At 72.1% G+C, this 25,926-nt stretch carries 27 protein-coding genes, 1 pseudogene and 1 riboswitch; of the genes and pseudogenes, 20 read left to right on the top strand and 8 right to left on the bottom strand.

What is annotated here, in order from left to right; translation table 11 throughout:
• Window positions 1-10: 10 nt before the first annotated feature.
• Window positions 11-128: riboswitch (SAM riboswitch) on the bottom strand.
• Between the two features lie 129 nt (window positions 129-257).
• Window positions 258-746: a GNAT family N-acetyltransferase gene (locus B4K29_RS14925; protein ID WP_156911470.1), complete on the top strand. Its 489-nt coding sequence runs from the start codon at window positions 258-260 to the stop codon at window positions 744-746.
• 45 nt (window positions 747-791) lie between these two features.
• A pseudogene (locus B4K29_RS14920) lies at window positions 792-1,214 on the top strand (MarC family protein); the annotation flags it as partial.
• Window positions 1,215-1,424: 210 nt separating this feature from the next.
• On the opposite strand, the gene B4K29_RS14915 reads toward B4K29_RS14920, so the two are convergent.
• Both B4K29_RS14915 and B4K29_RS14910 read right to left on the bottom strand, forming a co-directional pair.
• Window positions 1,425-2,285 (bottom strand): SDR family oxidoreductase, encoded by an 861-nt coding sequence (locus tag B4K29_RS14915; RefSeq protein WP_286958672.1) that lies wholly within the window; start codon window positions 2,283-2,285, stop codon window positions 1,425-1,427.
• 46 nt (window positions 2,286-2,331) lie between these two features.
• Window positions 2,332-3,828 (bottom strand): aldehyde dehydrogenase family protein, encoded by a 1,497-nt coding sequence (locus B4K29_RS14910; RefSeq protein ID WP_286958670.1) that lies wholly within the window; start codon window positions 3,826-3,828, stop codon window positions 2,332-2,334.
• 179 nt (window positions 3,829-4,007) lie between these two features.
• Between B4K29_RS14910 and B4K29_RS14905 the strand changes: the two genes are divergently transcribed.
• The gene (locus tag B4K29_RS14905; RefSeq protein ID WP_286967960.1) at window positions 4,008-4,565 is read left to right on the top strand and encodes a TetR/AcrR family transcriptional regulator; all 558 of its coding nucleotides are present in this window, start codon (window positions 4,008-4,010) and stop codon (window positions 4,563-4,565) included.
• A gap of 125 nt (window positions 4,566-4,690) precedes the next feature.
• Here the strand turns inward: B4K29_RS14905 and B4K29_RS14900 are convergent, their stop codons facing one another.
• Both B4K29_RS14900 and B4K29_RS14895 read right to left on the bottom strand, forming a co-directional pair.
• Entirely contained in the window at window positions 4,691-5,266 is a 576-nt protein-coding gene (locus B4K29_RS14900; protein WP_286967958.1) for a hypothetical protein, read from the bottom strand.
• A gap of 21 nt (window positions 5,267-5,287) precedes the next feature.
• Entirely contained in the window at window positions 5,288-5,806 is a 519-nt protein-coding gene (locus B4K29_RS14895; RefSeq protein ID WP_286958661.1) for a nitroreductase family deazaflavin-dependent oxidoreductase, read from the bottom strand.
• A gap of 23 nt (window positions 5,807-5,829) precedes the next feature.
• Here B4K29_RS14895 and B4K29_RS14890 point away from each other — a divergent pair, with 23 nt between their 5' ends.
• Together B4K29_RS14890 and B4K29_RS14885 are read left to right on the top strand one after the other, a co-directional pair.
• Window positions 5,830-6,390, top strand: coding sequence for an HIT family protein (locus B4K29_RS14890; RefSeq protein WP_286958657.1), 561 nt, complete (start codon window positions 5,830-5,832; stop codon window positions 6,388-6,390).
• 5 nt (window positions 6,391-6,395) lie between these two features.
• The gene (locus B4K29_RS14885; RefSeq protein ID WP_286958651.1) at window positions 6,396-6,722 is read left to right on the top strand and encodes a hypothetical protein; all 327 of its coding nucleotides are present in this window, start codon (window positions 6,396-6,398) and stop codon (window positions 6,720-6,722) included.
• On the opposite strand, the gene B4K29_RS14880 is transcribed toward B4K29_RS14885, so the two are convergent.
• The 3 genes from B4K29_RS14880 to B4K29_RS14870 form a co-directional block, all read right to left on the bottom strand.
• Window positions 6,700-7,278 (bottom strand): TMEM165/GDT1 family protein, encoded by a 579-nt coding sequence (locus B4K29_RS14880; RefSeq protein WP_239266313.1) that lies wholly within the window; start codon window positions 7,276-7,278, stop codon window positions 6,700-6,702. The two genes, B4K29_RS14885 and B4K29_RS14880, sit on opposite strands and share 23 nt — an antisense overlap.
• A 274-nt stretch (window positions 7,279-7,552) precedes the next feature.
• Window positions 7,553-8,236: a histidine phosphatase family protein gene (locus tag B4K29_RS14875; RefSeq protein WP_286958647.1), complete on the bottom strand. Its 684-nt coding sequence runs from the start codon at window positions 8,234-8,236 to the stop codon at window positions 7,553-7,555.
• A 69-nt stretch (window positions 8,237-8,305) separates the two neighbouring features.
• Window positions 8,306-10,432: an elongation factor G-like protein EF-G2 gene (locus tag B4K29_RS14870; protein ID WP_286967955.1), complete on the bottom strand. Its 2,127-nt coding sequence runs from the start codon at window positions 10,430-10,432 to the stop codon at window positions 8,306-8,308.
• 127 nt (window positions 10,433-10,559) lie between these two features.
• Here B4K29_RS14870 and pgsA point away from each other — a divergent pair, with 127 nt between their 5' ends.
• The 5 genes from pgsA (at window position 10,560) to pdxS (ending at window position 14,894) form a co-directional block, all read left to right on the top strand.
• Complete coding sequence (gene pgsA / locus B4K29_RS14865; RefSeq protein ID WP_019287602.1) at window positions 10,560-11,165, top strand: phosphatidylinositol phosphate synthase; 606 nt, start codon at window positions 10,560-10,562, stop codon at window positions 11,163-11,165.
• A gap of 6 nt (window positions 11,166-11,171) precedes the next feature.
• Window positions 11,172-12,095 (top strand): phosphatidylinositol mannoside acyltransferase, encoded by a 924-nt coding sequence (locus B4K29_RS14860; RefSeq protein WP_286967953.1) that lies wholly within the window; start codon window positions 11,172-11,174, stop codon window positions 12,093-12,095.
• Window positions 12,096-12,100: 5 nt separating this feature from the next.
• The gene (locus B4K29_RS14855; protein WP_239266321.1) at window positions 12,101-13,306 is read left to right on the top strand and encodes a glycosyltransferase family 4 protein; all 1,206 of its coding nucleotides are present in this window, start codon (window positions 12,101-12,103) and stop codon (window positions 13,304-13,306) included.
• Complete coding sequence (locus B4K29_RS14850) at window positions 13,306-13,863, top strand: hypothetical protein (RefSeq protein WP_029212341.1); 558 nt, start codon at window positions 13,306-13,308, stop codon at window positions 13,861-13,863. Before B4K29_RS14855 ends, B4K29_RS14850 begins: the two co-directional genes overlap by 1 nt.
• A gap of 95 nt (window positions 13,864-13,958) precedes the next feature.
• The gene (gene pdxS / locus B4K29_RS14845) at window positions 13,959-14,894 is read left to right on the top strand and encodes a pyridoxal 5'-phosphate synthase lyase subunit PdxS (protein WP_029212342.1); all 936 of its coding nucleotides are present in this window, start codon (window positions 13,959-13,961) and stop codon (window positions 14,892-14,894) included.
• An 11-nt stretch (window positions 14,895-14,905) separates the two neighbouring features.
• On the opposite strand, the gene B4K29_RS14840 is transcribed toward pdxS, so the two are convergent.
• Window positions 14,906-16,156: an MFS transporter gene (locus tag B4K29_RS14840; RefSeq protein ID WP_029212343.1), complete on the bottom strand. Its 1,251-nt coding sequence runs from the start codon at window positions 16,154-16,156 to the stop codon at window positions 14,906-14,908.
• A 78-nt stretch (window positions 16,157-16,234) separates the two neighbouring features.
• On the opposite strand from B4K29_RS14840, the gene B4K29_RS14835 reads away from it, so the two are divergent.
• The 10 genes from B4K29_RS14835 to B4K29_RS14790 all read left to right on the top strand — a co-directional run bounded on the left by B4K29_RS14835 (window position 16,235) and on the right by B4K29_RS14790 (window position 25,917).
• Window positions 16,235-17,299, top strand: coding sequence for a DUF5937 family protein (locus tag B4K29_RS14835; RefSeq protein ID WP_286967952.1), 1,065 nt, complete (start codon window positions 16,235-16,237; stop codon window positions 17,297-17,299).
• Between the two features lie 50 nt (window positions 17,300-17,349).
• Window positions 17,350-17,973 carry a pyridoxal 5'-phosphate synthase glutaminase subunit PdxT gene (pdxT, locus tag B4K29_RS14830; protein WP_029212345.1) on the top strand — a complete coding sequence of 208 codons (624 nt, stop codon included), beginning with the start codon at window positions 17,350-17,352 and terminating at the stop codon, window positions 17,971-17,973.
• Between the two features lie 42 nt (window positions 17,974-18,015).
• Window positions 18,016-18,786: a YebC/PmpR family DNA-binding transcriptional regulator gene (locus tag B4K29_RS14825; RefSeq protein WP_019287593.1), complete on the top strand. Its 771-nt coding sequence runs from the start codon at window positions 18,016-18,018 to the stop codon at window positions 18,784-18,786.
• A gap of 334 nt (window positions 18,787-19,120) precedes the next feature.
• On the top strand, window positions 19,121-19,789 hold the full coding sequence (ruvC, locus tag B4K29_RS14820) for a crossover junction endodeoxyribonuclease RuvC (RefSeq protein WP_286967949.1): 669 nt from the start codon (window positions 19,121-19,123) through the stop codon (window positions 19,787-19,789).
• Window positions 19,790-19,922: 133 nt separating this feature from the next.
• Window positions 19,923-20,525 carry a Holliday junction branch migration protein RuvA gene (gene ruvA, locus B4K29_RS14815; protein WP_019287591.1) on the top strand — a complete coding sequence of 201 codons (603 nt, stop codon included), beginning with the start codon at window positions 19,923-19,925 and terminating at the stop codon, window positions 20,523-20,525.
• 3 nt (window positions 20,526-20,528) lie between these two features.
• Window positions 20,529-21,653 carry a Holliday junction branch migration DNA helicase RuvB gene (gene ruvB / locus B4K29_RS14810; protein ID WP_239266696.1) on the top strand — a complete coding sequence of 375 codons (1,125 nt, stop codon included), beginning with the start codon at window positions 20,529-20,531 and terminating at the stop codon, window positions 21,651-21,653.
• A 145-nt stretch (window positions 21,654-21,798) separates the two neighbouring features.
• Complete coding sequence (locus B4K29_RS14805) at window positions 21,799-22,134, top strand: preprotein translocase subunit YajC (RefSeq protein WP_050993340.1); 336 nt, start codon at window positions 21,799-21,801, stop codon at window positions 22,132-22,134.
• Entirely contained in the window at window positions 22,134-24,080 is a 1,947-nt protein-coding gene (secD, locus tag B4K29_RS14800) for a protein translocase subunit SecD (protein WP_286967946.1), read from the top strand. Before B4K29_RS14805 ends, secD begins: the two co-directional genes overlap by 1 nt.
• Window positions 24,077-25,351 carry a protein translocase subunit SecF gene (secF, locus tag B4K29_RS14795; RefSeq protein ID WP_239266444.1) on the top strand — a complete coding sequence of 425 codons (1,275 nt, stop codon included), beginning with the start codon at window positions 24,077-24,079 and terminating at the stop codon, window positions 25,349-25,351. Before secD ends, secF begins: the two co-directional genes overlap by 4 nt.
• Window positions 25,352-25,362: 11 nt before the next feature.
• Complete coding sequence (locus B4K29_RS14790) at window positions 25,363-25,917, top strand: adenine phosphoribosyltransferase (protein ID WP_286967945.1); 555 nt, start codon at window positions 25,363-25,365, stop codon at window positions 25,915-25,917.
• Window positions 25,918-25,926 lie beyond the last annotated feature (9 nt).

Raw genomic sequence — 25,926 nt, 5'->3', positions numbered from 1 at the left:
GTACCCTCCTTGCTCGCGCTTGCCGCCGTGTCGGGTGACGCCGGGGCCAGGTCCTCACCCGGGGCACCCCGCCGCGTGGGAGGGTTGCCGGTCAGCTGGCCGGGGCCGTGCTGCTGACGCTCATGACCTGCGGCGACTCTAGGAGTGGTCTCGTGGGGCGAGGAAGTGGCGTCCCGGCATACGGACCGTCGTCTCCGGGAGTGACGGTTTGGTCACGAGGAGGTGCCGAGACCCTCGACCGGTGGTTCACTGTGGCCATGAGCGCCCCCGCCCACATCCGCCGTGCCCGCCCGCACGACGCGTTCGCCGTCGCCGCGATGATGCTGCAGCTGGGCAGGGAGCGCGGCGCCTCGCCCGACCCCGAGTTCATCGACCGGTTCGCCGACGCCTGGCTGCGCAGCAGCGGTTCCCACGCCTACTGGCTCGCCGAGATCGAGAAGCGTCCCCTCGGCATCGCTGGCGTCACCCTCGTCGAGCAGCTCCCCGTCCTCGGCGGGCCGCGGCGCTCGCGGTGGGGCCAGGTGCACACGATGTTCGTCACGCCGACCTTCCGCCGGTGCGGGATCGGCGGTCAGCTGGCCCGCGAGGTGTTCGCGTGGTCCTCGGCCGAGGGGCTGACGCACCTGCGCGGCGACCTCACCGAGCTCGGCCCGGCCGCCGCCGGCATCTCCCGCCGCCTCGGTGGGCGCCCCGCTCACGACGGGATCTTCGAGTCGGTGCTGAGGGTCCCCGCCACGCTCTTCTGAGATCATCTGGCCTGGTTCACCGCCGGGTAGGACGCTGCGCGGCAACGCAGGACGGCGATCCGCGTGGCGGCGTACAGCCTGGTGATGTCGCTGGTCGTCATGGTGGCGGGCAAGGCGATCCTGGGGTTCTTCGGCGTCGAGGTGGACGACTTCCGGATCGCCGGGGGCATCGTCCTGCTGACGATCGCGCTGGGCATGCTCGGCGGGCCGGGGAGCATCGCGCACTCCGGGACACCGAGCGAGCAGCAGCACCAGTCGGAGCACGCGTCCACGTCCGACGTGTCGTCCTCTCCCAGGGCCTTCCCGACGATGGTCGGCCCGGGCACCATCACGACGCTGATCGTGCTGACCCGATCCGCGGACGGAGCGAGAGGGTATGTCGCTGTCGCCGCCGCCGTCGTGGTCGTCGTGCTGGCGCTGCTGCTGGTCCTGTGGTTCGCCCCCGCCATCGGGCACCACATGTCGTAGACGCTGCGCGTGATCATGACGCGCCTGATGGGGATGGTGGTCGCCGGGCTGCAGCACGTGTTCCCGCAGTGGGTGCGCTGACGTCCTCCTCGCAGACGTCGACCTGGTCGGAGTGGTCCTGGTGCTCGAGGAATCCAGGTGAGGGTGCGGGTGGGCGTGGTGGTCAGCGCCAAGACCCAAGACGCTGACCACCACAGGCCGGTGGGGTGGTCAGTCGCCGGCGGAAGCAGTCGTCGGCACGAGGTCGACGTCCAGCGGGTCCTCGTTCATGCCAGTCAGCTCCCTGGTGCGGCCGCCGTAGTCGATGGGCAGGACCACACCGGAGATGAAGGACGCCATCGGGGAATTGACGAAGATCAGTGGCTCCGCCATCTCGCGGGACTCCGCGAGCCGGCCCGCGAAGCCGGCGTGGCCGATGAGGTTGTCCATCCCTCCGACACTCCTGGCGAAGTCGTCGGTGAGTCCGGTGCTGGTGCTGGCCGGCATGATCGCGTTGACGCGGACATGCTTTGCGGCGAACTCCCCGGCGACCTGAGCGACGTACAGGTTGGTGGCGCGCTTGGAGATCGGGTAGGCGAGCTGACCCGGCGCCTCGTCCAGACCCAGGGCGTGGACGGCGGCGGTGGTGGCGTCCCACCCCTTCGCCCTGGTGAGCCCGGCGATCTCGTCGCGGTGCTTCTCCCAGTTGATGCCGCCCATCGAGGTGACGAAGGCGATGGCTCCCCCTTCGCGCATCCGGTCCGTGAGGTAGGCCTCCGTGATGTACTTGTTCGCCGTGAAGTTGACGGCCATCGTCTCGTTGAAGTCATGCCGGTCGCCGGAGACCCCCGCGATGCCGAAGAAGGCGTCGAAGGTGTCAGGCAGCTGGGCCATGACGGTGTCGATCTCGTCCTTGTTGCCGAGGTTGACCTGCAGCGACGTGGTCATGCCGGGGAGGTCGACGACGACATGGTCGAGGCCGTGCACCTCCGCGCCGAGGTCGACGAGGATCTCGGCGGTGGCCTTGCCCATCCCGGACGCTGCGCCAGTGACGACGCAGACCTTGCCCGTGTAGTTCAGGTAGTCCTTCATGAGGGCTTCTCCTTCTCTTGTGCTGGGGGTGGGGGAGGGTGCGGTGTCAGGCGAGGGGGAGCGGGATCGAGGAGGCGACGGCTTTTGTCTCGAGATAGGTCTCGAAGCCCTCGAGGCCGCCCTGCCGGCCGAGGCCACTGTGCTTGTAGCCGCCGTAGGGGGAGTCGGCGCCGTAGAACTGGCCGCCGTCGATGCTGAACGAGCCGGTGCGGATGCCGCGGGCGACCTTCAGGGCTCGCTCGGGTGAGGCCGTGAAGACGTTGCCGGAGAGCCCGTAGACGCTGTCGTTGGCGAGGCGGATCGCGTCCTCGTCGGTGTCGAACGGAGTCACGGCGAGGACGGGTCCGAAGATCTCCTGCTGAGCGATGGTGGAGGCGTTGTCGACATCGACGAAGAGCGTCGGCTCGATGAAGAACCCGCGGGACTGCGACACCGGAATCCCACCGCCGACGAGGAGGCGGGCTCCGTCGCGCTTGCCCGCCTCGATCATCTCGAGGATGTGGTCACGCTGCTTGGCGGTGATGATCGGTCCCGAGAAGGTCTCGGGGTCTGCCGGGTCGCCGAACGGCAGGTGTGCGTAGACCTGCTCCAGCGCGGCGACGGCCTGCTCGTAGACCCCACGCTGAACCAGCAGCCGGGTCGGAAGGGCGCAGCCCTGACCGGCGTGCAGGCACGCCGCCGCCGCCGCAGGAAGCGCCGCAGCCAGGTCAGCGTCGTCGAGGATGATGCCGGCGCTCTTGCCGCCGAGCTCCATCAGCGTCCGCTTGAAGGTTGGAGCGGACAGCTGCAGCATCAGCTGCCCCGTGGCCGTGGAACCGGTGAAGGAGATCATGTCGACTCGTGGATCCGTGACCAGCTCCTGGGCGACGGATCGGTCGCGGGTGGTGATCACGTTCACGACTCCGGCTGGGATGTCGGTCTTCTCCGCGATCAGCCGTCCGATGCGGGTGGCGTTCCACGGCGTCTCGGCTGCGGCCTTGACGACGACGGTGTTGCCGGTCGCCAGTGCAGGCCCGAGCTTGTTGATCAGGATCTCAAAGGGGAAGTTCCACGGGATGATCGCCGCAACCACCCCCACGGGCTCTTTGAGCACCCACCGCTCGGAGGTGAGCCCGCCTGCCTCACCATCGGCCAGGCGCCGCTCCCACGCGAACTCGTCGATCATCCGGGCAGGCCAGAGCAGCCCATCCGCCAGCGGCCAGTCGAGCTGCGCCATGTAGGTCGTCGACAGGGGGGCGCCGACCTCGACGACCAGCTCCTGCCGGAGCTCCTCCTTCTCGGCGACGATCGCCTCGTGAAGCTGCCTGAGGCACCTCTGCCGCAGGGCCCGGTCCTGCGCCCAGCAGGAGGAGTCGAACGAGGTCCTGGCCGCCGCGATCGCCTCGTCCATATCAGCGGACGTGGCGTCGGCGACGACGCCCACGACGTCGCCGGTGGCGGGATTGACGACCTCGAAGGTCCCACCGTCGGCGGCGTCGCGCAACGTGCCTGCGATCAGTAGTCGGGTCTCGTGGGCCGTGGTCAACGTGGTGGTCGACGTCATCGTCGTGCTCCTCACACATGCTTCGAAGCTCACCGAGAGAAACGCTCGACAGCGAGCGCCCGCCGGCAGCAGGCGGAACCCACGATAGGTTTTGGGCACGAGTACCACAAGGGGTGGCGACCTTCTGGCACGATGGGGGGATGCCTGAGGAGGAGCCGACGCGGGCCACCGGTCGCCCCATGGCGGCCGACCCGCGGTTCGTCGCCACGACGGGGCTGCGGCTGTTCGCGGAGCACGGGTATGACAACGTCACGATGAGCGAGGTCGCTGCGGCCGCCGGAATCGGTCGCAGCACGCTGGTCCGCTACTTCCCGACCAAGGCCCACATCGTCTGGGACCGGTCCGAGGACGACGCGGAACGGGTCCGGTCACTCCTGCGCAAGGCCGCTGCAGGCGACGCGATCGCGGCGATCTGCGACGTGATGCCGGACGCGCTCGCGTACGGAGAGGATGAGTTCGATCTGCTCCGGATACAGGTGCAGATCATCACCGCGTCATCGATCGACCTGCTGACCTACGCCCAGCATTCCACGGAGGAACTGATCCTCGCCTTCCTCAGGAGCAGGCGAGGTGATGTGCGGGACGACCTGCGCGACAGGATCGCCGCCCGGTGCCTCGTGGACGCCGGCTGGATCGCCCTCCAAGCCTGGGCGGCAACCGAACAGCACAGCCCGCACGCCCTGCTCGAGCAGGCCTACCAGTACGTCCGGGCCGGGTTGCAGCCGCGAGCCGTCTGAAGCGCCGCTGTCGCCGACCACGTTGTCACCGTCGGAGCCTGAACGATGGCCCGGCGGCCACGCCACCGGCCTCGCCGCGCACTCGCGTCGGGGGACCGGCGCGCGGACCAGTCGGCGGGAGGGGATCAGCCGGCGAAGGGGGACGGATCTGCCGGGCGCTCGGGCGCCGCGAGGTCGAGGAGGTCCTGGTAGCGGCCGCCCACCGTGATGCGGGCCAGGTCGCCCAGCCGCCACGTGGACAGGGTCTCCCACGTCGGCGAGGGGGTGAGCTCCAGCAGCATCAAGGTGCCCTGCGCCACGAGGACCGGGGCCCCGACGAACAGCTGGTCGTCGGAGTCGCGCAGCTCGAGCCCGAGGAGCGGGTAGCGCTCGGCGAGGTCTGAGACGAGCGCCTCGGTGGTGTCGAGGTCGAGGCTGTCCAGGCCGCTGGGAGGCCAGGCGCCCTCGTGCTCGAAGGCGAGCTGGTGGATGGCGGGGTACTGGTGGTGGCGGATCCGCTCCAGGTCGGCGATCCGGGCGGCGACGTAGCCGTCGGGCCACGGCGCCGAGGTCTGGACGAGGCACCACCGCCGCCCGACCCCCACGCAGTATCCCGTGACGGCCTCGTCCGGCATGTCGAGCTCGAGGCAGGTGTGCTCGGCCATGGCCGACTCGAGCTTGGCGCGGATCCGGGCGAGGCGTTCGGCGCGGTGCTTGCTCATGGCGTCAGCATGCCAGCCGCATCACGCCTGCTCGAGGAGGAAGACCGGGATCTGGCGGTCGGTCTTGGTCTGGTAGTCGGCGTAGGGCGGGAAGGCCTCGACGCAGCGGGGCCACCACTCGGCGTGCTCCGCCTCGGTGGCGAGCCGGGCGACCCGCCGGGTGACGGTGGTGCCGTCCTGCAGGAGCAGGTGGGGATGCGCGGTCAGGTTGTGGACCCACTGAGGGTGCTCCGGGGAGCCACCCTTGCTGCCGACCGCGGCGTAGACGCCGTCGTGCTCGACCCGCATCAGCGGCACCTCGCGAACCTTGCGGGAGGACTTGCCGAGCATCGTCAGGACGACGACGCGCATGCCCTCGACGCTGGCGGCCTCGGTGGTGCCGGCGGCGTGGATGTCCTCGAGCTGCTGACGGACCCAGCCAGAGGCGTTGGGGGCGGGCGGGGCGTCGAGCGCGGCCCAGGGGTCGGTGCCCGAGAAGTCGTGGCCCGAGGCGTCGTTGCCGGAAGGGGTGGCGGGCGTGGGGTCTGGTGTCGTCGTCATAGGGTCGAGTCTAGGATCGAGGGGTGACAGACCTCCAGGGCCCGCGCAGCATCGAGGACGCCGGCCAGCTCGCCGGTGTGGACGACGGGTTCGAGCGTCTGTGGACGCCGCACCGCATGGCCTACATCCAGGCGGATCGCCCGAGCACCGATGCGGGACAAGGGTGCCCGTTCTGCGCGGCGCCCGACAAGGATGACGCCGAGGGGCTCATCGTGCACCGCGGCGAGCACTGCTTCGTGGTCATGAACCTCTTCCCGTACAACCCCGGACACCTGCTCGTGTGCCCCTACCGCCACGTGCCGCTCTATCTCGACCTCACCGACGAGGAGACCGAGGAGTTCACCCGGCTGACCAAGCAGGCGATCCGCGCGCTGGAGGCCGCCAGCAGCCCCATGGGCTTCAACCTCGGGATGAACCAGGGCGCCGTCGCCGGGGCGGGCGTCGCCGCGCACCTGCACCAGCACGTGGTGCCGCGGTGGGGCGGCGACATGAACTTCCTGCCGATCGTCGGGCAGACCAAGGCCCTGCCGGTCCTGCTCGAGGACACCCGGCAGCAGATCGTGGCGGCCTGGCCGGGGGAGTGAGCCGTATGCCGGACCTGCCCGTCACGTCTGCGGAACCGCTTCCCGTGCTGGTCTACGACGACACGAGCGCGCTGGGCCGGGTGCAGGCCAGGGCGCTGTGGCACGTCGTGTCGCGCGACCGGTTCGAGCTGCGGCCCTGGCGTCGGCTGCCCCTGGAGCGGTGGGGCCTGACACCGGACGACTGCCGCGGGGCGCTGGTCTGGATCGGCCGGGACGGCGAGGTCAGCCGGGGGTGCGAGGTGTGGCCGGAGCTGCTGCGCCACGGCCACCGGTTCCTGCGGCCGGCGGTCCGTCCCGCGGAGACGCTCGTCAGAGCGCGCGCACGCCGCTGACGATCAGCAGCACGCCGAAGGCCAGGAACAGCACGGCGGCGCCGATCTTGATGGTGCGCTCGGGCAGCTTGCGGCCGAGGAGGGCGCCGACGCCGATGGCCAGGGCGTCCGCCGCGACCATCCCGAGCGTCGAGCCGACCCACGTGCCGAACCACCCCTCCTGGGTGGCGAGGGTGATGGTCGCGAGCATGGTCTTGTCGCCCAGCTCGGCGAGGAAGAACGCCGTGCCGACGGCCACCAGCGCCATGCCCCGGCTGTTGCGGGCCTTGGCGGCCTCGTCGTCGGTGAGCTCGTCGCCGCGGAGCGTCCACGCGGCGAACGCCAGGAAGGCGACGCCCGCCACGACCTGGATGACGCCCTGGGCGTCGGCGAAGACGTCCCCGATGGCGTAGCCGATCCCGACGGAGGCGAGGTGCACGAGCGCGGTGGCGGCGGTGATGCCCAGGAGGACGTCGCGGGCGCGGTAGCGGGCGGCGAAGGTCATGGCCATGAGCTGGCTCTTGTCGCCGAGCTCGGCGACGAAGATCACCGCGGTGCTCAGGAGGAAGGCGTACATGAGGGGGTCCTCTCAGGCCTGCCGGACCCGCGTCGTGGACGGACCTCGGCCAGGCACGTCCGTCGACGGGGTGCTGGTCGAAAGTCTCGTCCGCCACACGGTCGTGGCCTGCCGAGCCGGGCCCGAGGGCCAATGTGTCGACTCGACTGTTGGGGACTACTCCCTTTCAGCGTCCAGGGTAGCCCGCCCCGACCGGCTCACCCAACACGAGAGGGCGCCACGATCGGCGTGTCCTCGCCGATCGTGGCGCCCCCTGGGCGGGTCTGGGAGACCCTCAGGCGTTGATCTGGTCGCTGTCGAGGTGGCGGACCCGGTTGACCCAGAGCACGCGCCACTCGCCGTCCTCGTGCCGCAGCGCGGTCACCGAGGAGTTGGACAGCTCGAACCTGCGGCCGGCCTCGCCGATGCCGGCCGCGGCACCGATCAGGAGCTGGCCGAAGTGCTGGTGGGTGAGGATGCCGATCGTGGCGCGGTCCCCGTGGTGGGACGCCAGGTCGGCCAGCACGGTGGCCGCTCGGCGCTGCGCCTCGGCGTGCTCCTCCTCGAAGCCGCCGTCCCACTCCGAGCCCTGCTCGACGTCGTCCGGCAGCGTGAGGGACGGGGCGATGTCGTGCATCTCCTGCGTGCTGAGGCCGGGGTAGGGGCGACGCACGTTGGTGGCCGGGTGCGCGGCGTAGAGGCCACCCACCTCGCCCAGGTCGGTGCGGCCGATCGGCTCCACCCCGAGGGCGTCGGCGAGCGGCGCGACGGTCTGCAGGCACCGGTGCGTGAGGGCGGTGTAGAGGACCTCCACGTCGAGGTGGCTGCGGTCCTGGGACACCGCCTCGGCGAGGCGCCTGGCCTGCTCGTGGCCGAGCTCGGACAGCTCGGAGTCGGGGGTGCGACCTGCGCGGCTGCCGGTCTCGGCATACAGCTTGTTGTTCTCGGACTGACCGTGGCGGATGACGAAGAGGTCCATGTCGCAGAGTCTGTCATCCGCCACGGTCGGCGCCCAGCCCGGGGTCGGGCGACGCGCCCGCTGCGGCGTTCAGGCGGTGACGACCTTGGCCGCCAGCTGCTGCGGGAGCGGGTCGTAGCGCAGCCGGTCGCGGCGGAAGGTGCCCGTCCCGTGCGCGACGGACCGCAGGTCGATGGCGTAGCGCGTCAGCTCGAGGGCCGGCACCTCGGCGTGCACGACGGTGCGTCCCTCGTCGCCGGGCTCGGTGCCGACGACCCGCCCGCGACGCGTGGACAGGTCGCTCATGACGGGCCCGACGTAGTCGTCCGCCACGTCGACGTCGACGGAGTCCACCGGCTCGAGCAGCGTGACCGTGGCCGAGCTCGTGGCCTCCTTGAGCGCCAGCGCCCCGGCGGTCTGGAAGGCCATGTCCGAGGAGTCCACCGAGTGCGCCTTGCCGTCGGTGAGGGTCACCCGGATGTCGACCATCGGGTATCCCGCCAGGGTGCCCTTGGCCATCTGCGCCCGGACGCCCTTCTCGACCGAGGGGATGAACTGCCGGGGCACCGACCCACCCACCACCTTGTCGACGAACTCGAAGCCCGCGCCGCGCTCGAGCGGCTCGATCTCGACGTGGCAGACGGCGAACTGGCCGTGCCCGCCGGACTGCTTGACGTGCCGGCCCTGGGCCCGGGCCGGGGCGACGAACGTCTCGCGCAGCGCCACCCGCAGCGGCTCCGCCTCGACGCTGACCTGGTAGCGCTCCTGGAGCCGGCCGAGCAGCACGTCCACGTGCGCCTGCCCCATCGTCCACAGCACCGTCTGGTGGGTCTCGGCGTCGTGGTCCAGACGCATCGTCACGTCCTCGGCGACGACGCGCTGCAGGGCGCTGGCGAGCTTGTCCTCGTCGGCCTTGGACACCGGGTGGATGGCCACCGGCAGCAGCGGGTCGGGCAGCAGCCACGGCTCGACGACGCAGGGGGAATCCTTGGCCGAGAGCGTGTCCCCGGTCTCGGCGTGCGCGAGCCTGGCCACGATCGCCAGGTCCCCGGCCACGGCGAACCCGGACGACTTGGGCGCGTGCTCGGTGCCGCCGAGCGGCGTCGCCAGCTGGCCGACGCGCTCGTCGGAGTCGTGGTCCGGGTGGCCCTCGACCTCCTTGCCGACGAAGGCCGACAGGTGGCCCGCCACGTGCACCACGTCCTCGGCGCGCAGGGTGCCGTTGAACACGCGGACGAGCGACACGCGTCCGACATAGGGGTCCGTCGAGGTCTTGACGACCTCGGCCACCAGCGGCCCGTCCGGGTCCCCGACGAGGGGCTCGATCGGCTGGCCGTCCAGCGAGGTCACCATCGGCAGCGGGTGCCGCGTGGGGTCCGGGAAGGCGTCGGTGAAGATCTCCAGCAGCTCCGGCACCCCCGCGCCCGTCAGCGCGCTGATCGGGATGGCGGGGAAGAACGTGCCCGCGGCCACCGCCATCATCAGGTCCGCCCGGATCGTGTCGAAGGAGACGTCCTCGCCCTCGAGGTAGCGGTCCAGCAGGGTGTCGTCGTCGGACTCGGTGATGATCGCCTCGACCAGGTCGCCGCGGACCTCGTCGATGACCTCGCGCTGCTCGGCCGTCGCGTCGCTGATGCGGACGTCGCCGCCGGAGGAGTCGTAGTGGCGGCGGCTGAGCAGGGCCAGCGTCCCGGTGATCGTGCCGTCGTGGGCCTGGACGGGCAGGTAGAGCGGCTGCGCGTCGCCGAAGACCCGCCGGCACGAGTCCACGGTGTCCTCGAAGGACCCGCGCCCTGCCTCGAGCTTGGTCACGACGATGGCGCGCGGCATACCGACCGCCTCGCACTCGTGCCACAGCATCCCGGTGGCCGCGTCGACCCCGTCCACCGCGGAGACGACGAACAGCGCCGCGTCGGCCGCGCGCAGCCCGGCCCGCAGGTCACCCACGAAGTCGGGGTAGCCCGGGGTGTCGAGCAGGTTGATGGTCGTCCCGTCGACGTCGAAGGAGGCCGCGTCCAGCCCGACCGAGCGGGTGTCCTCGCCCTTGGTGGACTCCTTGGCGCGCCGCCCCGGCACGCGGGCCGCTATCAGGTGGTCGAACAAGGTGCTCTTTCCCGATCCGGACGGCCCCACGAGGACGACATTCCTGATGTCCTCGGGGCGGACTGGGGCGGGGGAGCCGGCGGCTCCTTGACCCTGGCTGTTGTTAGCGGCCATGTCATCTCACCTGACTTCGTCGTTGGCGGATCGTCCGCCCTGCCGTGCAGGGCGGGTGAGTCCATACTCAACTCCCGGCGAGCGGTGCCGACAAGCGGGGTCCCCCTATGGCTAGGGTGGGGGCACCATGCTGAACCGATTTCGTGCTCTGGCCACCCGGATCTTCACGCCCGTCGCCAAGGTCCTGCTGCGCCTCGGCGTCTCGCCCGACGCCGTGACCATCGTCGGCACCCTCGGGGTGGCGGCCAGCGCGCTGTGGTTCTTCCCCCGCGGCGAGTTCCTCGCCGGCACGCTCCTGATCGCGGTGTTCGTCTTCTCCGACACGATCGACGGCGTCATGGCCAGGCACAGCGGTCGCACCTCCAGCTTCGGCGCCTTCCTCGACTCGAGCCTGGACCGGATCGGCGACGCCTCGATCTTCGGCGGACTCGTCCTCTACTACGCGTGGCGGGGCGATCGCGTGCTGACCTGCGTCGCGCTCGCGGTGCTGGTGCTCGGGATGCTGGTGTCCTACGTCCGCGCCCGGGCCGAGGGGCTCGGCATGACGGCGAGCGTCGGGGTGGCCGAGCGCGCCGACCGGCTCGTGCTGATCCTGGTGGCCACCTTCGTGACCGGCATCGGCCTGTGGGAGCCCATGGTGGCGCTGGCCCTGTGGATCCTCGCCGTGCTGTCGGCGATCACCGTGCTCCAGCGGATCCTGGTCGTGCGCACGCAGGCCCTGTCCCGAGGCTGAGGCCGTATGCCGAACCGCCTCGCCGACCGGGCCACCGTCTGGGCGTTCCGCGCCGGCTGGCGCGTCGTCCGCCTGCTGCCCGCGCGCGTCGCCTACGCCGCCTTCGACCGCGCCGCCGACGTCACCCACCGCCGCGACGGGCGCTCGGTGCAGCGGCTGCGCTCCAACTACGCCCGGGTGCGGCCCGAGCTGTCGCCCGCCGAGCTCGAGGCGGTCGTCCGCGAGGGGATGCGGTCCTACCTGCGCTACTGGTGCGACGCGTTCCGGCTGCCCGACCTCACCCAGCAGGTGCTGCACGAGACCGTGCGCGTCGTCGGCGACCAGGGCGTGCGCGACTCGCTGCGCGAGGGCCGCGGGGCCGTGATGTTCCTTGGCCACCTCGGCAACTGGGACCTCGCCGGCGCCTGGTCCACGCACGAGCTGGCGCCGGTCACGACCGTGGCCGAGCGGCTGCGGCCCGAGGAGGTCTACGAGGCCTTCGTCGCCTTCCGCGAGCGGCTCGGCATGCGGATCCTGCCCCTGACCGGCGGTCCGCCGGCGATGCCGGAGCTGGTCCGCGCCCTGCGGGCCGGCGGCTTCGTGCCGCTCCTCGCCGACCGCGACCTGACCGACCAGGGCGTCACCGTGACCTTCTGCGGCCGCGAGGCCCGGATGGCGCCCGGCCCGGCCGCCCTCGCCGTCGCGACCGGGGCGCCGCTGCACCCCGTGTCCGTGCACTACGAGTGGCGGCACGGACCCGGCGGGACCGGCAGCGGCTACGACGTCGTCGTGACCTTCCACGAGCAGGTGCCCGTGCCCGAGACGGGTCGCACGAGGGACAAGGCCGCGGCCATGACCCAGAGCTGTGCGGCGGCGCTCGAGGCGGCGGTCGTCCGGCATACGGCCGACTGGCACATGATGCAGCGGGTCTTTGCCGAGGACGTCCGGTGACCCCGCTGCGCATCGGGATCGTCTGCCCGTACTCCTTCGACGTCGCCGGGGGGGTGCAGTTCCACGTGCGCGACCTCGCCGAGTGGCTGCTGCGCGCGGGCCACGAGGTGTCGGTGCTGGCGCCGGCCGACGAGGACACCGCGCTGCCGCCGTACGTCGTGAGCGCCGGGCGGGCCGTCCCCGTGAAGTACAACGGCTCCGTGGCGCGGCTCAACTTCGGACCGGTCACGGCGTCGCGGGTGGCGCGCTGGCTCGAGGACGGCGCCTTCGACGTCGTGCACATCCACGAGCCGATCACCCCGTCGATCGGCACCCTCGCCCTCTGGCAGGCGGAGTGCCCGATCGTCGCGACCTTCCACTCCTCCCAGGTGCGCTCGCGGGCGATGCAGACGGTCTACCCCGCCTTCCGCCCGTCGCTGGAGAAGATCCTGGGCCGCGTCGCCGTCTCCGAGGACGCCCGCCGCACGGTGACCACGCACTACGGCGGCGACGCGGTCGTCATCCCCAACGGCGTCTACGTCGACCGGTTCGCCGCCGCGCCCGTCCGCCCCGAGTGGCAGGGCACGCCGGAGCGGCCGACCATCGCCTTCCTCGGCCGGCTGCAGGAGCCGCGCAAGGGGCTGCCCCTGCTGCTGGAGGCGCTGCCCGCGATCACCCGCGAGGTGCCCGGGGTCCGGCTGCTCGTCGCCGGCCCGGGCGACCAGGACGCCGTGCGCGCCGCGGTGCCCGACGGGTGCCACGTCGAGCTGCTCGGGGCCGTCTCCGACGAGGACAAGGCGTCGCTGTTCCGCTCGGCCGACGTCTACGTCGCGCCCAACACCGGTGGCGAGAGCTTCGGCATCATCCTGGTGGAGGCCATGGGGGCGGGGGCGCCCGTGCTGGCGTCCGACCTCCCGGCGTTCGTGCGCGTGCTGGACGGGGGGCGTGCCGGCGCGACCTTCGCCAACGAGTCGAGCGCGGCGCTGGCCGAGCGTGCGGTGGCGCTGCTCGCCGACCCCGACCGGCGCGCCGAGCTGTCCCGCGTGGGGCAGGAGCGCGCCTGGCAGTTCGACTGGTCCGTGGTGGCCGAGCAGGTGCTCGCGGTCTACGAGACCGTCCTGCTCGGGGCGCCCGAGAAGCAGCGAGGGGCCGTCTCCCGCCGCCTCGAGGGCATGGGACGCAGCCTCACCCAGGGGATCGGCGACGCCCTCGGCCGGGGCGCGCGACGCTGATGCACGTCCCCGACATCCCGCTCACCGTCGTCCTCGTCGGCCTGGTCCTCCTGCTGCTCGCGTGGCGGCTGACCTACACCGCCGCCCGCCTGGACCGGCTGCACGCCCGCGTCGAGGGCGCGCTCGTCGCCGTCGACGCCCAGCTGGTGCGACGCGCCGAGGCCGTGCAGGAGCTGGCGGGGTCGGGTCTGCTGGACCCGGCGACCTCGCTGTTCCTCGCCGCGGCGGCGGCCGAGACGCTGGAGCTCGAGGACGAGCCGGTCGAGGCGCGGATCGAGGCCGAGACCGACCTGACCCAGGCGCTCGACCTCGCCCTGCCGCCCGAGACGGTCGACGCGCTGCGGCGCGACGGCGACCACGGCGGCCGCGTCCTGCTGCAGCGGCTGCGCAGCTCCTGCACCCGCGTCCAGCTCGCCCGGCGCTTCCACAACGACGCCGTCGTCGACGTGCAGCGGGTGCGGCGCAAGCGCCTCGTCCGCACCTTCCGCCTGGCCGGGCACGCCGAGCTGCCGCACACGGTGGAGTTCGACGACCGCCTGCCCTCCGCCCTCGAGTGATCCGGGCGATGCGGGCGCGTCGCGCGGATGGACCTACGATGACGCCGACACCGAAGTCGACACAGCAGTCCTCGAGCTAAGGCAGCGCCAACGCGATGAGCATCACCGAGTCCAGCCCCGCGACCACCCCTTCCGTCCCCAGCGCCGGCACCGGCACCGGCACCACCCGCGTCAAGCGCGGCATGGCCGAGATGCTCAAGGGCGGCGTGATCATGGACGTGGTCACGCCGGAGCAGGCCAAGATCGCCGAGGACGCCGGCGCCGTCGCCGTCATGGCCCTCGAGCGGGTCCCCGCGGACATCCGCGCCCAGGGTGGCGTGTCCCGCATGAGCGACCCCGACATGATCGACGGCATCATCGAGGCCGTCTCCATCCCGGTCATGGCCAAGGCCCGGATCGGCCACTTCGTCGAGGCCCAGGTGCTGCAGGCCCTCGGCGTGGACTACGTCGACGAGTCCGAGGTGCTCACCCCCGCGGACTACAGCAACCACATCGACAAGTGGGCGTTCACCGTGCCGTTCGTCTGCGGCGCGACCAACCTCGGCGAGGCCCTGCGCCGCATCACCGAGGGTGCGGCCATGATCCGCTCCAAGGGCGAGGCCGGCACCGGCGACGTCTCCAACGCCACCACCCACATGCGCAAGATCCGCGGCGAGATCAGCCGCCTGCAGACGATGGCGGCCGACGAGCTCTACGTCGCCGCCAAGGAGCTGCAGGCGCCGTTCGAGCTCGTGCGCGAGGTCGCCCAGAGCGGCAAGCTGCCCGTCGTGCTCTTCACCGCCGGCGGCATCGCCACCCCCGCCGACGCCGCCATGATGATGCAGCTCGGCGCCGAGGGCGTCTTCGTCGGCTCCGGCATCTTCAAGTCCGGCAACCCGGCCCAGCGCGCGGAGGCCATCGTCAAGGCCACCACCTTCTACGACGACCCCGACACCCTCGCCAAGGTCTCGCGCGGACTCGGCGAGGCCATGGTCGGCATCAACGTCGACGAGATCCCGCAGCCGCACCGTCTGGCCGAGCGCGGCTGGTGAGCTGAGCGTCGTCACCCCCGCTCGGCGCACGCGGGCGGGGGTGGCACGTCAGCGCTCGGAGCGTGGAGCCTGCTCACGGCGAGCGCCGCGGCCACGAGCAGCGCGAGCGATCCCAGCCACAGGACGGGCTCGCCCAGGCGTGACAGCACCCACGTGCCGAGCGCCGGGCCCACCGCCATCCCGACCGAGAAGGTCAGGGAGAAGGACGCCAGGTAGCCCGAGCGCTGGTGCGGGGGCGCCAGCGCCGCGAACATCGCGCCGATCACCGCGGCGGCGCCCACCTCGCCCACGCTCCACACGATCACCGCGACCAGGTGGGTCGCGACGGACCCGGCCACGACGGTGAGCCCGAAACCAGCCCCCACGACGACCAGGGCCGTGGCATAGACGAGCTCGGGTCGCCACCGCTCGATCCGACCCGCCGCGAACGGCTGCAGCAGCACGATCACCACCCCGTTGACCGCCACGATCGCGCCGTAGGCCGCCGCCGACAGGCCGTCGCGCCCCATGACGAGCGGCAGCGTCGAGTAGGCCTGCTGGTAGACCGTCGCGTAGGCCGTGGCGGCGAGCACGAGGGTCACGGCGCGCGGGTCGCGGACCATCGAGGCCACCACCCCGCGCGTGGCGGGTCCGTAGGGGCGGCGGGCGCGCGGCATACGAGGCACGAGCACCACCACGAGCAGGGCGGACAGCAGCGTGGCCGCCGCGTCCACGACGAACAGCCAGCCGTAGCCGAACCGGCTGAGGACCCCGGCCGTGAGCGTCGCGACCGAGAAGCCCAGGTTGAGCGCCCAGAAGACGAGGGAGTAGGCGCGGACGCGCTGCTCGGGCGCGACGACGTCCGCGACGAGGGCGTTCTGCGCCGGGCGGGCCAGGTCCGAGCACAGCCCGACGGCCAGGGCGCCCGCCACGACCAGAGGGGTGGTCGGCGCGGCCGCCAGCCCGAGGAGCGCTAGCGCCGCGAGCGACTGGCCGAGGACGATCGCCGACCGCCGCTCCAGCCGGTCGCCCAGCCACCCGCCGACCAGGCTCGACACGATCGCGCCCACGCCGAGGAAGGCCGCGACCAGTCCGGCCTGCGCGAGCGAGAGCCCTTTCTCGTGGACGAGGAAGAGGACCAGGAAGGGCTGGACGAAGGTCGCCAGGCGGTTGACGAGGACGGCGGTCCAGATCGCCCAGTAGGTGCGCGGCAGGCCGAACGGCCCGTCGGTCCGCAGACGGCTGCTGCTGCCCGTCGAGGGGATCGTGTCGCGGGTGGTCATGGGTCGAGCGTGGGCCCGCAGGACCTGGTCGGGCCAGGATTCGGTGGTGGCCACATCGTCGGGGGCTAGCCTGGCCGTATGACGAGCCCCACGGCCACCCGCGCCACCCGGTTGCGCAGCGAGAACCCCACCGGCGTGCGCACGGTCGGGCCGGCCGAGCTCGGGCGGCTGCGCTTCGCGGTGTCGCCGGTGTGGGAGGCGGTGGCGTCGCTGAAGGTGCTCCAGGGCCAGGGCAGCACCCTCCACGACCCCTGGGCGCAGGTCGCCCGTGACCGGGTGCTGGACGCAGGCCTCGACCTCGGCCTGCTCCTGGCGCTGGTGCCCGGTGCCGGGCACCTCGCGGACTTCGTCACGCCGACCCCGCACGGGCGCGAGGGCTCGATGACGGAGGCGCTGACCGACGTCCGCGAGGCCGCGACGGAGGTCGTCGAGCAGGACCTGCGGATCCTGCTCTCCGAGAGCCCCACCCCCTCGTCTCGCGAGGCCCTGGTCGCGGGGCTGCGGGACCCGGCCTCCGTGCGCGGTCGCGCGGCGGACGACCTCGAGGCGTACTTCGAGGTGGCGGTAGCCCCGGTCTGGGAGCGGCTCCGCGGCCTGGGGGAGTCCGACATCGCCTGGCGCCTCGAGCAGATCGCGAGCGGAGGCCTGCACCAGGTGCTCGGGACGCTGCACCCCCGACTGCGCATGGAGGGGGAGCAGCTGGTCGTCGAACGTGCCTGCCAGCCCGGGCCGACCACGTCCGGCGGCGGGCTCGTGCTCGTGCCGTGCGCGTTCGCCTTCCCCGGGCTGCTGTTCCTCGACATGCCGGGGCACTCCCCGACGGCGAGCTACGGACCGCGCGGGGTCGGCACCCTGTGGCGCGAGGCGCCCGACGCGACGGGCACCGCGCTCGCGGACCTCGTCGGTCGCACGCGCGCCGGCGCGGTGGTGCTCCTCGACCTGCCGATGACGACGTCGCAGCTGGCGTGCCACCTCGACGTCACCCCGCCCACCATGAGCCAGCACCTGCAGGTCATGGCCCGGGCGGGGCTCGTGGCGGCTCGTCGACGGGGCCGCGAGGTGCTCTACGCCCGCACCCAGCTCGGCGACCTGCTCGTGGCGAGCACCCACCCGCGCGGCCCGTCGGTCGGTGCGGACCGGTAGCGCGAGCGGGCGGTTCAGCGGCATACGGCCCGAGCACTATCGTGAGGCGGGTGACAGCCCCCACCCGCATCGGAGTCCTCGCCGTCCAGGGCGACGTGCGCGAGCACGTCCACGCGCTGGAGTGCCTGCGCGTCCAGGCCATCACCGTCCGCCGGCCGCACGAGCTCGACGAGCTGGACGGGATCGTCATACCCGGTGGTGAGTCCACGGTGATGGACAAGCTGGTGCGAGCGTTCGGGCTGCAGGGTCCGCTGCGGGACCGGATCACCGCCGGTATGCCGGCCTACGGGTCCTGCGCGGGCATGATCATGCTCGCCGACCGCGTGACCGACGCGACGGCCGACCAGCAGACCCTGGGCGGGATGGACATCACGGTGCGGCGCAACGCGTTCGGTCGCCAGGTGGACTCGTTCGAGGCCGACCTGTCGGTGCCGGCGATCCGCGACGGGGTGGCCGAGCCGCTGCGCGCGGTGTTCATCCGGGCCCCGTGGGTGGAGGACGTCGGCGCGGACGTCGAGGTGCTGGCCAGGGTGCCGGAGTCCGCCGAGGGGGCGGCGGCGGGCAAGGTCGTGATGGCGCGGCAGGGCTCCCTGCTGGTCACGAGCTTCCACCCCGAGGTCACCGGGGACCTGCGGGTGCACGAGTACTTCGTGGACCTCGTGCGTGGCGCGTAGACTGGGCCAGTTGCCACGCCGGACATCACGAGGAGCTTACGTATGAGCGGCCACTCCAAATGGGCCACCACCAAGCACAAGAAGGCGGCGATCGACGCCAAGCGCGGCAAGCTGTTCGCCAAGCTGATCAAGAACATCGAGGTCGCCTGCAGGCAGGGCGGCGCCGACCCGGCCGGCAACCCCACGCTGTACGACGCGGTCCAGAAGGCCAAGAAGAACTCCGTCCCCAACGACAACATCGACCGTGCGCTGAAGCGCGGCTCCGGTGCTGACTCCGGCGGCGCGGACTGGCAGACGATCATGTACGAGGGCTACGCCCCCAACGGTGTCGCCGTGCTGATCGAGTGCCTCACCGACAACCGCAACCGCGCCGCCACCGAGGTGCGCGTGGCGCTGACCCGCAACGGCGGCAACCTCGCCGACCCGGGCTCGGTCGCCTACAACTTCTCGCGCAAGGGCGTCGTGACGCTCACCAAGCAGCAGAAGGACCGCGAGCTGACCGAGGACGACCTCCTGGAGATCGTCCTCGACGCCGGCGCGGAGGAGGTCAACGACGACGACGAGACCTTCGAGATCATCTCGGAGGCAGGCGACTTCGTGGCCGTGCGCACCGCGATCCAGCAGGCGGGCCTGGACTACGAATCGGCCGAAGCGAGCTTCGTGCCCAACCTCAAGGTCGAGCTGGACGCCGACGGCGCCCGCAAGATGCTCAAGGTCGTCGACGCGCTCGAGGACAGCGACGACGTGCAGAACGTCTGGACGAACGGGGACGTGAGCGACGAGGTCGCAGCCGAGCTTGATTCAGAGGACTGACGACGGCGCGAGGACACGAGCGAGCGGGGCTGGGGACGACGAGGGTCGTGCCCGGCCCCGCTCGCGTTCGTCTGGAGCGTTCCCGTCAGGGGTTGTGGTGGCGGTCTTGCCGTGCGGCGTCGGTCTGGGGCTGCAGCGCGAGACGGGGGATGGTGGGCGACACGGGGGGTGGTGGGCGAGACGGGGGATGGTCGTGGAGCGCGCGGAGGCGCTCTGGCGAACGTGTGTTCGGTCTGTCGGTGTGTCCCGCGTAGCCTGACGGTGCGCACGGTGGAGACTGTCGGTGCGCAACGTGGACACTGTCGCGCGACACGTCCGGCGAGAGGGAAACGACATGCGGGTGCTCGGCGTCGACCCCGGTCTCACCCGCTGCGGTGTCGGCGTGGTGGAGGGAGTCCCCGGCCGTCCCCTGCGGCTGGTGGCGGTCGGCGTGATCCGCACCCCGAGCAGCGAGCCGCTGCACCAACGACTGCTGACCATCCAGACCGAGCTGGAGGACTGGCTGCACCACCACGACCCGGACGCGATCGCGGTGGAGCGCATGTTCGCCCGTGGGGACGTGTCCACGATCATGGGGACGGCCCAGGCGAGCGCGATCCCGATGCTCGCGGCCGCCCGCCGCGGGCTGCCGCTGGCCCTGCACACGCCGTCCGAGGTCAAGGCCGCGGTGACGGGCAACGGGCGGGCGGACAAGGCCCAGGTCACGAGCATGGTCATGCGGGTCCTGGGCCTGGACGAGCGGCCCACCCCCGCGGACGCCGCGGACGCCCTGGCCCTCGCCATCTGCCACGTATGGCGGGGCGGGGCGGCGTCACGGCTCGCCTGCGCCGTGACCGACAACCGCACGGCCGAGGCGCTCGATGCCGCGCGGCGCCGGCAGCAGGCCGCCCCCAACCGTTGGCAGCAGGCCGTGGCGGAGCATCGTGCGCAGGGTGGCGGCTCGGCCCACCCCGCGGTGGCGGCGGCCCGTCGCCAGGCGGTGCGGCGCGGGACGTCGTCGTGAGGGCTACCCTCGGGGCGGCACCGACGCTCGCGGCCCTCGGGAGTGCGACGATGCCGACGACGCCTGGGTCTGCGGTGAGCCGGGATGCGGTGCTGCGGCATACGACGAAGACGACTGGACCACAGGAGAACTCATGATCGCGTCCGTCTCCGGCACGGTGCTGACCGCCCACCTCGACCACGTCGTGGTCGAGGTCGGGGGCGTCGGCATGCTGGTGCACACGACTCCCGCCACGGCCGCCGGGCTGCGCGTGGGGCAGCAGGCCCGCCTGTCGACGACCCTCGTGGTGCGGGAGGACTCGCTGACGTTGTACGGCTTCGGCGACGACGACGAGCGGGCGCTCTTCGAGCAGGTGCAGACCGTCAGCGGGGTGGGGCCGCGGCTGGCGCTCGCGATGCTGTCGGTGCACGCCCCCGACGTCACGCGCGCGGCCATCGGGTCGGGTGACATCGCGACCCTGACCAAGGTGCCCGGCATCGGCAAGAAGGGCGCCGAGCGCATCGTGCTCGAGCTCCGCGACAAGGTCGGCGTCCTCCCGGGCGCCACCCCGGGCGCGGGTGCCGCGCCGGCCGCGGGCGGGACCCAGCCGCAGGTCGTCGAGGCGCTGGTCGGGCTCGGCTGGAGCGTCAAGCAGGCCGAGGACGCCGTCGGGCGGGTGGCGTCAGCCGGCGACGCGGCCAGCATGGCCTCGACCTCCGCGATGCTGCGCGCCGCCCTGCGCGAGCTGGGGCGCTGACCCGTGCCCGAGGTGTGGGAGCGAGGGGCGGACGACGAGTTCGCCGGTCGGGCCGACGACGGCAGCTATGACGCGACGGCGCGGGTGGTCGACGCCCGTGGGGTCGACGACGAGCAGCGGGTCGAGGCGGCACTGAGGCCGAAGCGGCTGGCGGACTTCCCCGGGCAGCCGCGCGTGCGCGACCAGCTGTCCCTGGTGCTCGAGGCCGCGCGACGCCGGGACGCGGTGCCGGACCACATCCTGCTGTCGGGTCCGCCCGGGCTCGGCAAGACGACGCTGGCGATGATCGTCGCGGCCGAGCTGGAGCGGCCCATCCGGGTCACCAGCGGACCCGCCATCCAGCACGCCGGTGACCTCGCGGCGATCCTGTCCAGCCTGGCTGAGGGCGAGGTGCTCTTCCTCGACGAGATCCACCGCATGGCCCGCCCGGCGGAGGAGATGCTCTATCTCGCGATGGAGGACTTCCGGGTCGACGTCATCGTGGGCAAGGGGCCGGGCGCGACCGCGATCCCGCTCGAGCTGCCGCCGTTCACCGTCGTCGGGGCCACGACGCGCGCCGGACTGCTGCCGGCGCCGCTGCGCGACCGGTTCGGGTTCACCGGTCACCTCGACTTCTACTCCTCCGACGACCTCGCCGCGATCCTCGTGCGCTCGGCCCGGCTCCTCGGCGTCGAGGCGCTCGACGACGGCATCGCCGAGATCGCGGGACGGTCCCGCGGCACACCCCGCATCGCCAACCGGCTGCTGCGCCGCGTCCGCGACTGGTCGCAGGTGCATGGCCGCGGCGTGGTGGACCTGGAGGCCGCGCACGAGGCACTCGCCCTCTTCGACGTCGACGTGCGGGGGCTGGACCGGCTGGACCGCGGGGTGCTGGAGCTGCTGTGCACCCGCTTCGGCGGCGGCCCCGTGGGCCTGTCGACGCTCGCCGTCGCCGTGGGGGAGGAGCCGGACACGGTCGAGACCGTCGCTGAGCCCTATCTCGTGCGCGAGGGCTTCATGGTCCGCACGCCGCGCGGGCGAGCGGCCACGGCGCTGGCGTGGCAGCACCTCGGCCTCACCGCGCCGATGGACGCCCCCGGAGCCGGGGCTCCGCAGCTCCCCCTCGACGGGGAGGGCCGGTTCTCCTGAGCGCGTGGTGATTGGGTGGGGACAGACCCGACCCGTACACTGCCGAGAGGAATCCTCCTCGTTGCACCACGTGTCAAGGTCTTCACTCTGCGTCATCCCAGGGCCCGACGATCTTGGCAGACCATCCGATCGAGAGAACGTGTCGATGATCTCTGCCACCCCGTTCGTCGCCGCTGCGGCGCAGAACGACCAAGGGGCTCTGTCCTACCTCATCTTCCTGCTCCCCCTGCTCATGCTGGGGTGGCTCTGGTGGACCACGCGCCGACGCCAGCGCGAGGCCGCGTCCCGCGCCGGGTCGCTCCAGCCCGGGCAGCGGATCGTCACCGCCTCCGGCATCATCGGGACCCTCGTGTCCCGGGGTGGCGGCGTCGCGCAGGTCGAGGTGGCCCAGGGCGTGGTCATCACCATCGACGAGCGTGCCCTCATGGGTGAGGCTCCCGCCGCCGGCACCACGACGACCCTCTCCGAGGGCACCGACTGATGGCCCGCAACCCTCGCACCAGGGGAGCGCGCCGGACCCTGGTCTGGTTCGCCACGCTCCTGCTCGGCTTGGCCGCCCTGCTCGCCGGCGTCAACACCTGGGGCACCGCGCAGGCCACGCCCAAGCTCGGCCTCGACCTGGAGGGAGGCACGCAGATGATCCTCGCCCCCCAGGTGGGCGAGGGTGTCGAGGTCAACGAGCAGCAGCTCTCCCAGGCGGTCGACATCATGCGCGCCCGCGTCGACTCCCAGGGCGTCGCCGAGGCCGAGGTCGCGACCCTCGGCTCCAACGTCGTCGTCAGCGTCCCCGGTGAGATGACGAAGGAGCAGGAGGAGTCGCTGCGGCAGTCCTCCCAGATGCGATTCCGCCCCGTCCTCGCGATGCTGCCCGCGCAGCCCGAGCCGACCCCTGCGCCGACCGGCACGAGCGCTCCCACGGGCGCGCCGACGCCGGGGGCGAGTCCCTCGGGTAGGCAGAGCGTCGCGCCGGGCGGGAAGGCTCGTCCCACGGCGACGCCCACGCCTACGGCGACGCGCACGGCGAACGCCGTCGCGCCCGAGGCGTTGAAGGCCGACGCCGCGACGGCGGACGCGCGCGCCGGTTCGCGGCCCGCGGCGTCCCCCTCCCCGTCCCCGACTCCGAAGCCCGATCTCCTGCGCCAGCCGGTGCTCGAGGAGGGCGCCCCCGGCCTCACCCGCATCACCCCGGCCGACCGGGCGGACCCGGAGAAGCTCATCGCCTACGCGACCAACGGGGCGTGGCTGCAGGCCCCTTCCTCGATGGAGAAGATCCAGGCCCTCGACTGCGCGAGCACGGACCGGCCGGACCCGACCAAGGAGGACCAGGACCTGCCGATCGCCGCGTGCGACCTCGACGGCGGGGCCAAGTACCTCCTCGGTCCGGCGGTCATCAGCGGTGACCAGCTCGCGGACGCCTCCTCGGGCAACATGACCAACCAGCAGGGTCAGCCGATGCCCGGCTACCAGGTCAACCTCGAGATGAAGCCCGAGTCCCGTGACCTCTACCGGGTCGTCAGCCAGTCCATGCTCGGCCTACAGCAGCCGCGCAACCAGCTCGCGACGGTGCTCGACGGCCGGGTCGTCTCCGCGCCCTACTTCTCGAGCGTCATCCCGGACGGCCGGGCGGCGATCAGCGGCAACTTCACCGCCGACTCCGCGCAGATGCTCGCCAACCAGCTCAAGTTCGGTGCCCTGCCGATGTCCTTCCGCGTCGAGACGCAGGACACCGTCAGCCCGACGCTCGGCGCCGACCAGCTCAGCAAGGGTCTGCTCGCGGGCGCCATCGGCTTCGTGCTGGTCATGATCTACGCGCTGATCCAGTACCGCGCTCTCGGCCTGGTGACCGTGGCCTCGCTGCTCGCGGCCGCCGCGCTGACCTACCTGTGCATCACGCTGCTCGGCTGGTCGCAGAACTTCCGGCTGTCCATGGCCGGCGTCACCGGCCTGATCCTGTCGATCGGTATGACGGCCGACTCGTTCATCGTCTACTTCGAACGCGTGCGGGACGAGATCCGTGAGGGTCGCTCGATCCCGGCGGCCGTCGAGGCGGGGTGGCAGCGGGCCAAGGGCACCGTGATCATCTCCGACGCCGTCAACCTGATCGCCGCCGTCGTGCTCTACCTGCTGGCCTCCAGCAACGTCCGCGGCTTCGCCTACACGCTCGGCCTGACCACGATCATCGACGTCATCATCGTCTTCTTCTTCACCCACCCGATGCTGGCGCTGCTGTCCCGCACCACGTTCTTCGGCCAGGGGCACAAGCTCTCGGGCTTCGACCCGGACGCCCTCGGTGCCAAGCCGGCGCGCTACGTCGGTCGCGGCCGGTTCCGCGACCCCGACGCCGAGCTCGAGGCGCTGGAGACCGAGCGCGCCGCCACCAAGCAGCGTGAGGGCAGCTACACCAAGGAAGGCGGGGCCGTGCTGTGAGCAAGGTCGCTGATTTCGGTAACGACCTCTACACCGGTCGCCGCGGGCTCGACTACGTCGGTCGCCGCAAGGTGTGGTTCCTGCTGTCCGGCCTGCTGCTGGCCGTCTGCATCGGCTCCCTGGCCTTCAGCGGCCTCAACCTCGGCCTGGAGTTCCGTGGCGGCTCGGAGTTCCGCGTCTCCGACATCCGCAACATCTCGGGCTTCGAGAACCGCGCCCAGGACACCGTGCAGGACGCGGCGTCCAAGGCGGGGGAGCAGGCCGGCAACGTCACGGTCACCAAGATCGGCGACAGCTCAATCCGCGTGCAGACCGAGAAGCTCGCCGACGCCCCGACCCAGGCCGTGAGCAACGCCCTGGGCCAGGAGTTCCAGGTGGGCAAGGACAAGGTGTCGAGCACCTTCGTCGGCCCGTCGTGGGGCCAGTCGGTGAGCCAGCAGGCCCTGCGCGCCCTGCTCATCTTCTTCGCGATCGTCGCCGTGGTCCTCGCGTTCTACTTCCGCACGTGGAAGATGGCGGCGGCCGCGCTCATCGCGATGCTGCACGACATGGTCATCACCGTCGGCCTCTACACCCTCCTGGGCTTCGAGATCACCCCGGCGACGACGATCGGCTTCCTCACCGTCCTCGCCTACTCGCTCTACGACACCGTCGTGGTCTTCGACAAGGTCAAGGAGAACGTCCGCGCGGCCGGTCACACGGGTCGCCAGACCTTCAGCCAGGCGGCCAACCTCGCCGTCAACCAGACCCTGGTGCGGTCGATCAACACCTCGATGATGTCGGTCATCCCCGTCACCGTCGTGCTCATCGTCGGTCTGCTGGTCATCGGTCCGGGCGTGCTGCTCGACCTGTCCCTGGTGCTGCTCGTCGGCATCCTGGTCGGCGCCTACTCCTCGGTCTTCATCGCGACCCCGGTGCTGGCCATGCTGCGCGAGCGGGAGCCGGGCATGAAGGAGCAGGCCAAGCGCGCCCACCGCTACCAGGAGGCGCGGGGCGGCGCCAACTTCTCCGGCACCCTGCTGTCCGACCTCGGCAAGCACGACACCCACAGCTCCATGCTGGACTCCGACCTGACGCCGGCGACCAGCCCCGACGACGTCGCCACGGGTGCGGCCGGTGGCGCGACCTCGGCCACCCGGGCCGGCACCGCGACCGCGACCCGCCGCCCGACCCACCCATCGGCCGACGGGGGTCGCCGGCCCCTGCACCCGAGCGTCACGCAGGACGGTCCCCGCAACCAGCCGCGGCGTGCGCCGCGGTCCAAGCGATAGGCACCGGCCGTATGCCGACCAGCCCGCACCCCGACCCGGAGCAGCAGCGCGTGGCCGACCTGGTCGCGTCCCTGATGCGGGACATCCCCGACTTCCCGCAGCCCGGCGTGCTGTTCAAGGACTTCACGCCGCTGCTGGCCGACGGCGCCGCCCTGGTCCAGGTCGTCGACGACGTGGCGCGCCGCCATCGCGGTGACGTGGATGTCGTCGTGGGGATGGAGGCGCGGGGGTTCATCCTCGGCGCCGCCGTGGCCTACGCCCTGGGGGTCGGCTTCGTGCCCGTCCGCAAGGCGGGCAAGCTGCCGGGCGCCACCGTCACCGAGGACTACACCCTCGAGTACGGCGCGGCGACCCTCGAGATGCACCAGGACGCCCTGCACGCGGGGCAGCGGGTGCTCGTCCTCGACGACGTCCTCGCCACCGGCGGTACGGCCGCGGCGACCTGTCGCCTGGTCGAGCAGTGCGGCGCGACCGTCGCCGCCTGCGAGTTCGTCCTGGAGATCGACGCCCTCGGCGGCCGGTCTCAGCTGGTGGATCGCGTGGTCTCCTCGCTCGTGCGGGGCTGAGCGCGGCCT

It is taken from the genome of Arsenicicoccus sp. UBA6765, assembly GCF_002453335.1.
Taxonomy (GTDB): Bacteria; Actinomycetota; Actinomycetes; order Actinomycetales; family Dermatophilaceae; genus Arsenicicoccus; species Arsenicicoccus bolidensis.
The sequence above is the reverse complement of the archived record's forward strand: the minus strand, read 5'-3'. Positions and strand labels throughout refer to the sequence as shown.

Excerpts from the sequence above, each read along its gene's own strand:
- B4K29_RS14925 (WP_156911470.1), top strand. The coding sequence starts at position 258 with ATGAGCGCCCCCGCCCACATCCGCCGTGCCCGCCCGCACGACGCGTTC.
- B4K29_RS14915 (WP_286958672.1), bottom strand. The coding sequence starts at position 2,285 with ATGAAGGACTACCTGAACTACACGGGCAAGGTCTGCGTCGTCACTGGC.
- B4K29_RS14910 (WP_286958670.1), bottom strand. The coding sequence starts at position 3,828 with ATGACGTCGACCACCACGTTGACCACGGCCCACGAGACCCGACTACTG.
- B4K29_RS14905 (WP_286967960.1), top strand. The coding sequence starts at position 4,008 with ATGGCGGCCGACCCGCGGTTCGTCGCCACGACGGGGCTGCGGCTGTTC.
- B4K29_RS14900 (WP_286967958.1), bottom strand. The coding sequence starts at position 5,266 with ATGAGCAAGCACCGCGCCGAACGCCTCGCCCGGATCCGCGCCAAGCTC.
- B4K29_RS14895 (WP_286958661.1), bottom strand. The coding sequence starts at position 5,806 with ATGACGACGACACCAGACCCCACGCCCGCCACCCCTTCCGGCAACGAC.
- B4K29_RS14885 (WP_286958651.1), top strand. The coding sequence starts at position 6,396 with ATGCCGGACCTGCCCGTCACGTCTGCGGAACCGCTTCCCGTGCTGGTC.
- B4K29_RS14880 (WP_239266313.1), bottom strand. The coding sequence starts at position 7,278 with ATGTACGCCTTCCTCCTGAGCACCGCGGTGATCTTCGTCGCCGAGCTC.
- B4K29_RS14875 (WP_286958647.1), bottom strand. The coding sequence starts at position 8,236 with ATGGACCTCTTCGTCATCCGCCACGGTCAGTCCGAGAACAACAAGCTG.
- B4K29_RS14870 (WP_286967955.1), bottom strand. The coding sequence starts at position 10,432 with ATGGCCGCTAACAACAGCCAGGGTCAAGGAGCCGCCGGCTCCCCCGCC.
- pgsA (WP_019287602.1), top strand. The coding sequence starts at position 10,560 with ATGCTGAACCGATTTCGTGCTCTGGCCACCCGGATCTTCACGCCCGTC.
- B4K29_RS14860 (WP_286967953.1), top strand. The coding sequence starts at position 11,172 with ATGCCGAACCGCCTCGCCGACCGGGCCACCGTCTGGGCGTTCCGCGCC.
- B4K29_RS14850 (WP_029212341.1), top strand. The coding sequence starts at position 13,306 with ATGCACGTCCCCGACATCCCGCTCACCGTCGTCCTCGTCGGCCTGGTC.
- pdxS (WP_029212342.1), top strand. The coding sequence starts at position 13,959 with ATGAGCATCACCGAGTCCAGCCCCGCGACCACCCCTTCCGTCCCCAGC.
- B4K29_RS14840 (WP_029212343.1), bottom strand. The coding sequence starts at position 16,156 with ATGACCACCCGCGACACGATCCCCTCGACGGGCAGCAGCAGCCGTCTG.
- B4K29_RS14835 (WP_286967952.1), top strand. The coding sequence starts at position 16,235 with ATGACGAGCCCCACGGCCACCCGCGCCACCCGGTTGCGCAGCGAGAAC.
- B4K29_RS14825 (WP_019287593.1), top strand. The coding sequence starts at position 18,016 with ATGAGCGGCCACTCCAAATGGGCCACCACCAAGCACAAGAAGGCGGCG.
- ruvC (WP_286967949.1), top strand. The coding sequence starts at position 19,121 with ATGCGGGTGCTCGGCGTCGACCCCGGTCTCACCCGCTGCGGTGTCGGC.
- ruvA (WP_019287591.1), top strand. The coding sequence starts at position 19,923 with ATGATCGCGTCCGTCTCCGGCACGGTGCTGACCGCCCACCTCGACCAC.
- B4K29_RS14805 (WP_050993340.1), top strand. The coding sequence starts at position 21,799 with ATGATCTCTGCCACCCCGTTCGTCGCCGCTGCGGCGCAGAACGACCAA.
- secD (WP_286967946.1), top strand. The coding sequence starts at position 22,134 with ATGGCCCGCAACCCTCGCACCAGGGGAGCGCGCCGGACCCTGGTCTGG.
- B4K29_RS14790 (WP_286967945.1), top strand. The coding sequence starts at position 25,363 with ATGCCGACCAGCCCGCACCCCGACCCGGAGCAGCAGCGCGTGGCCGAC.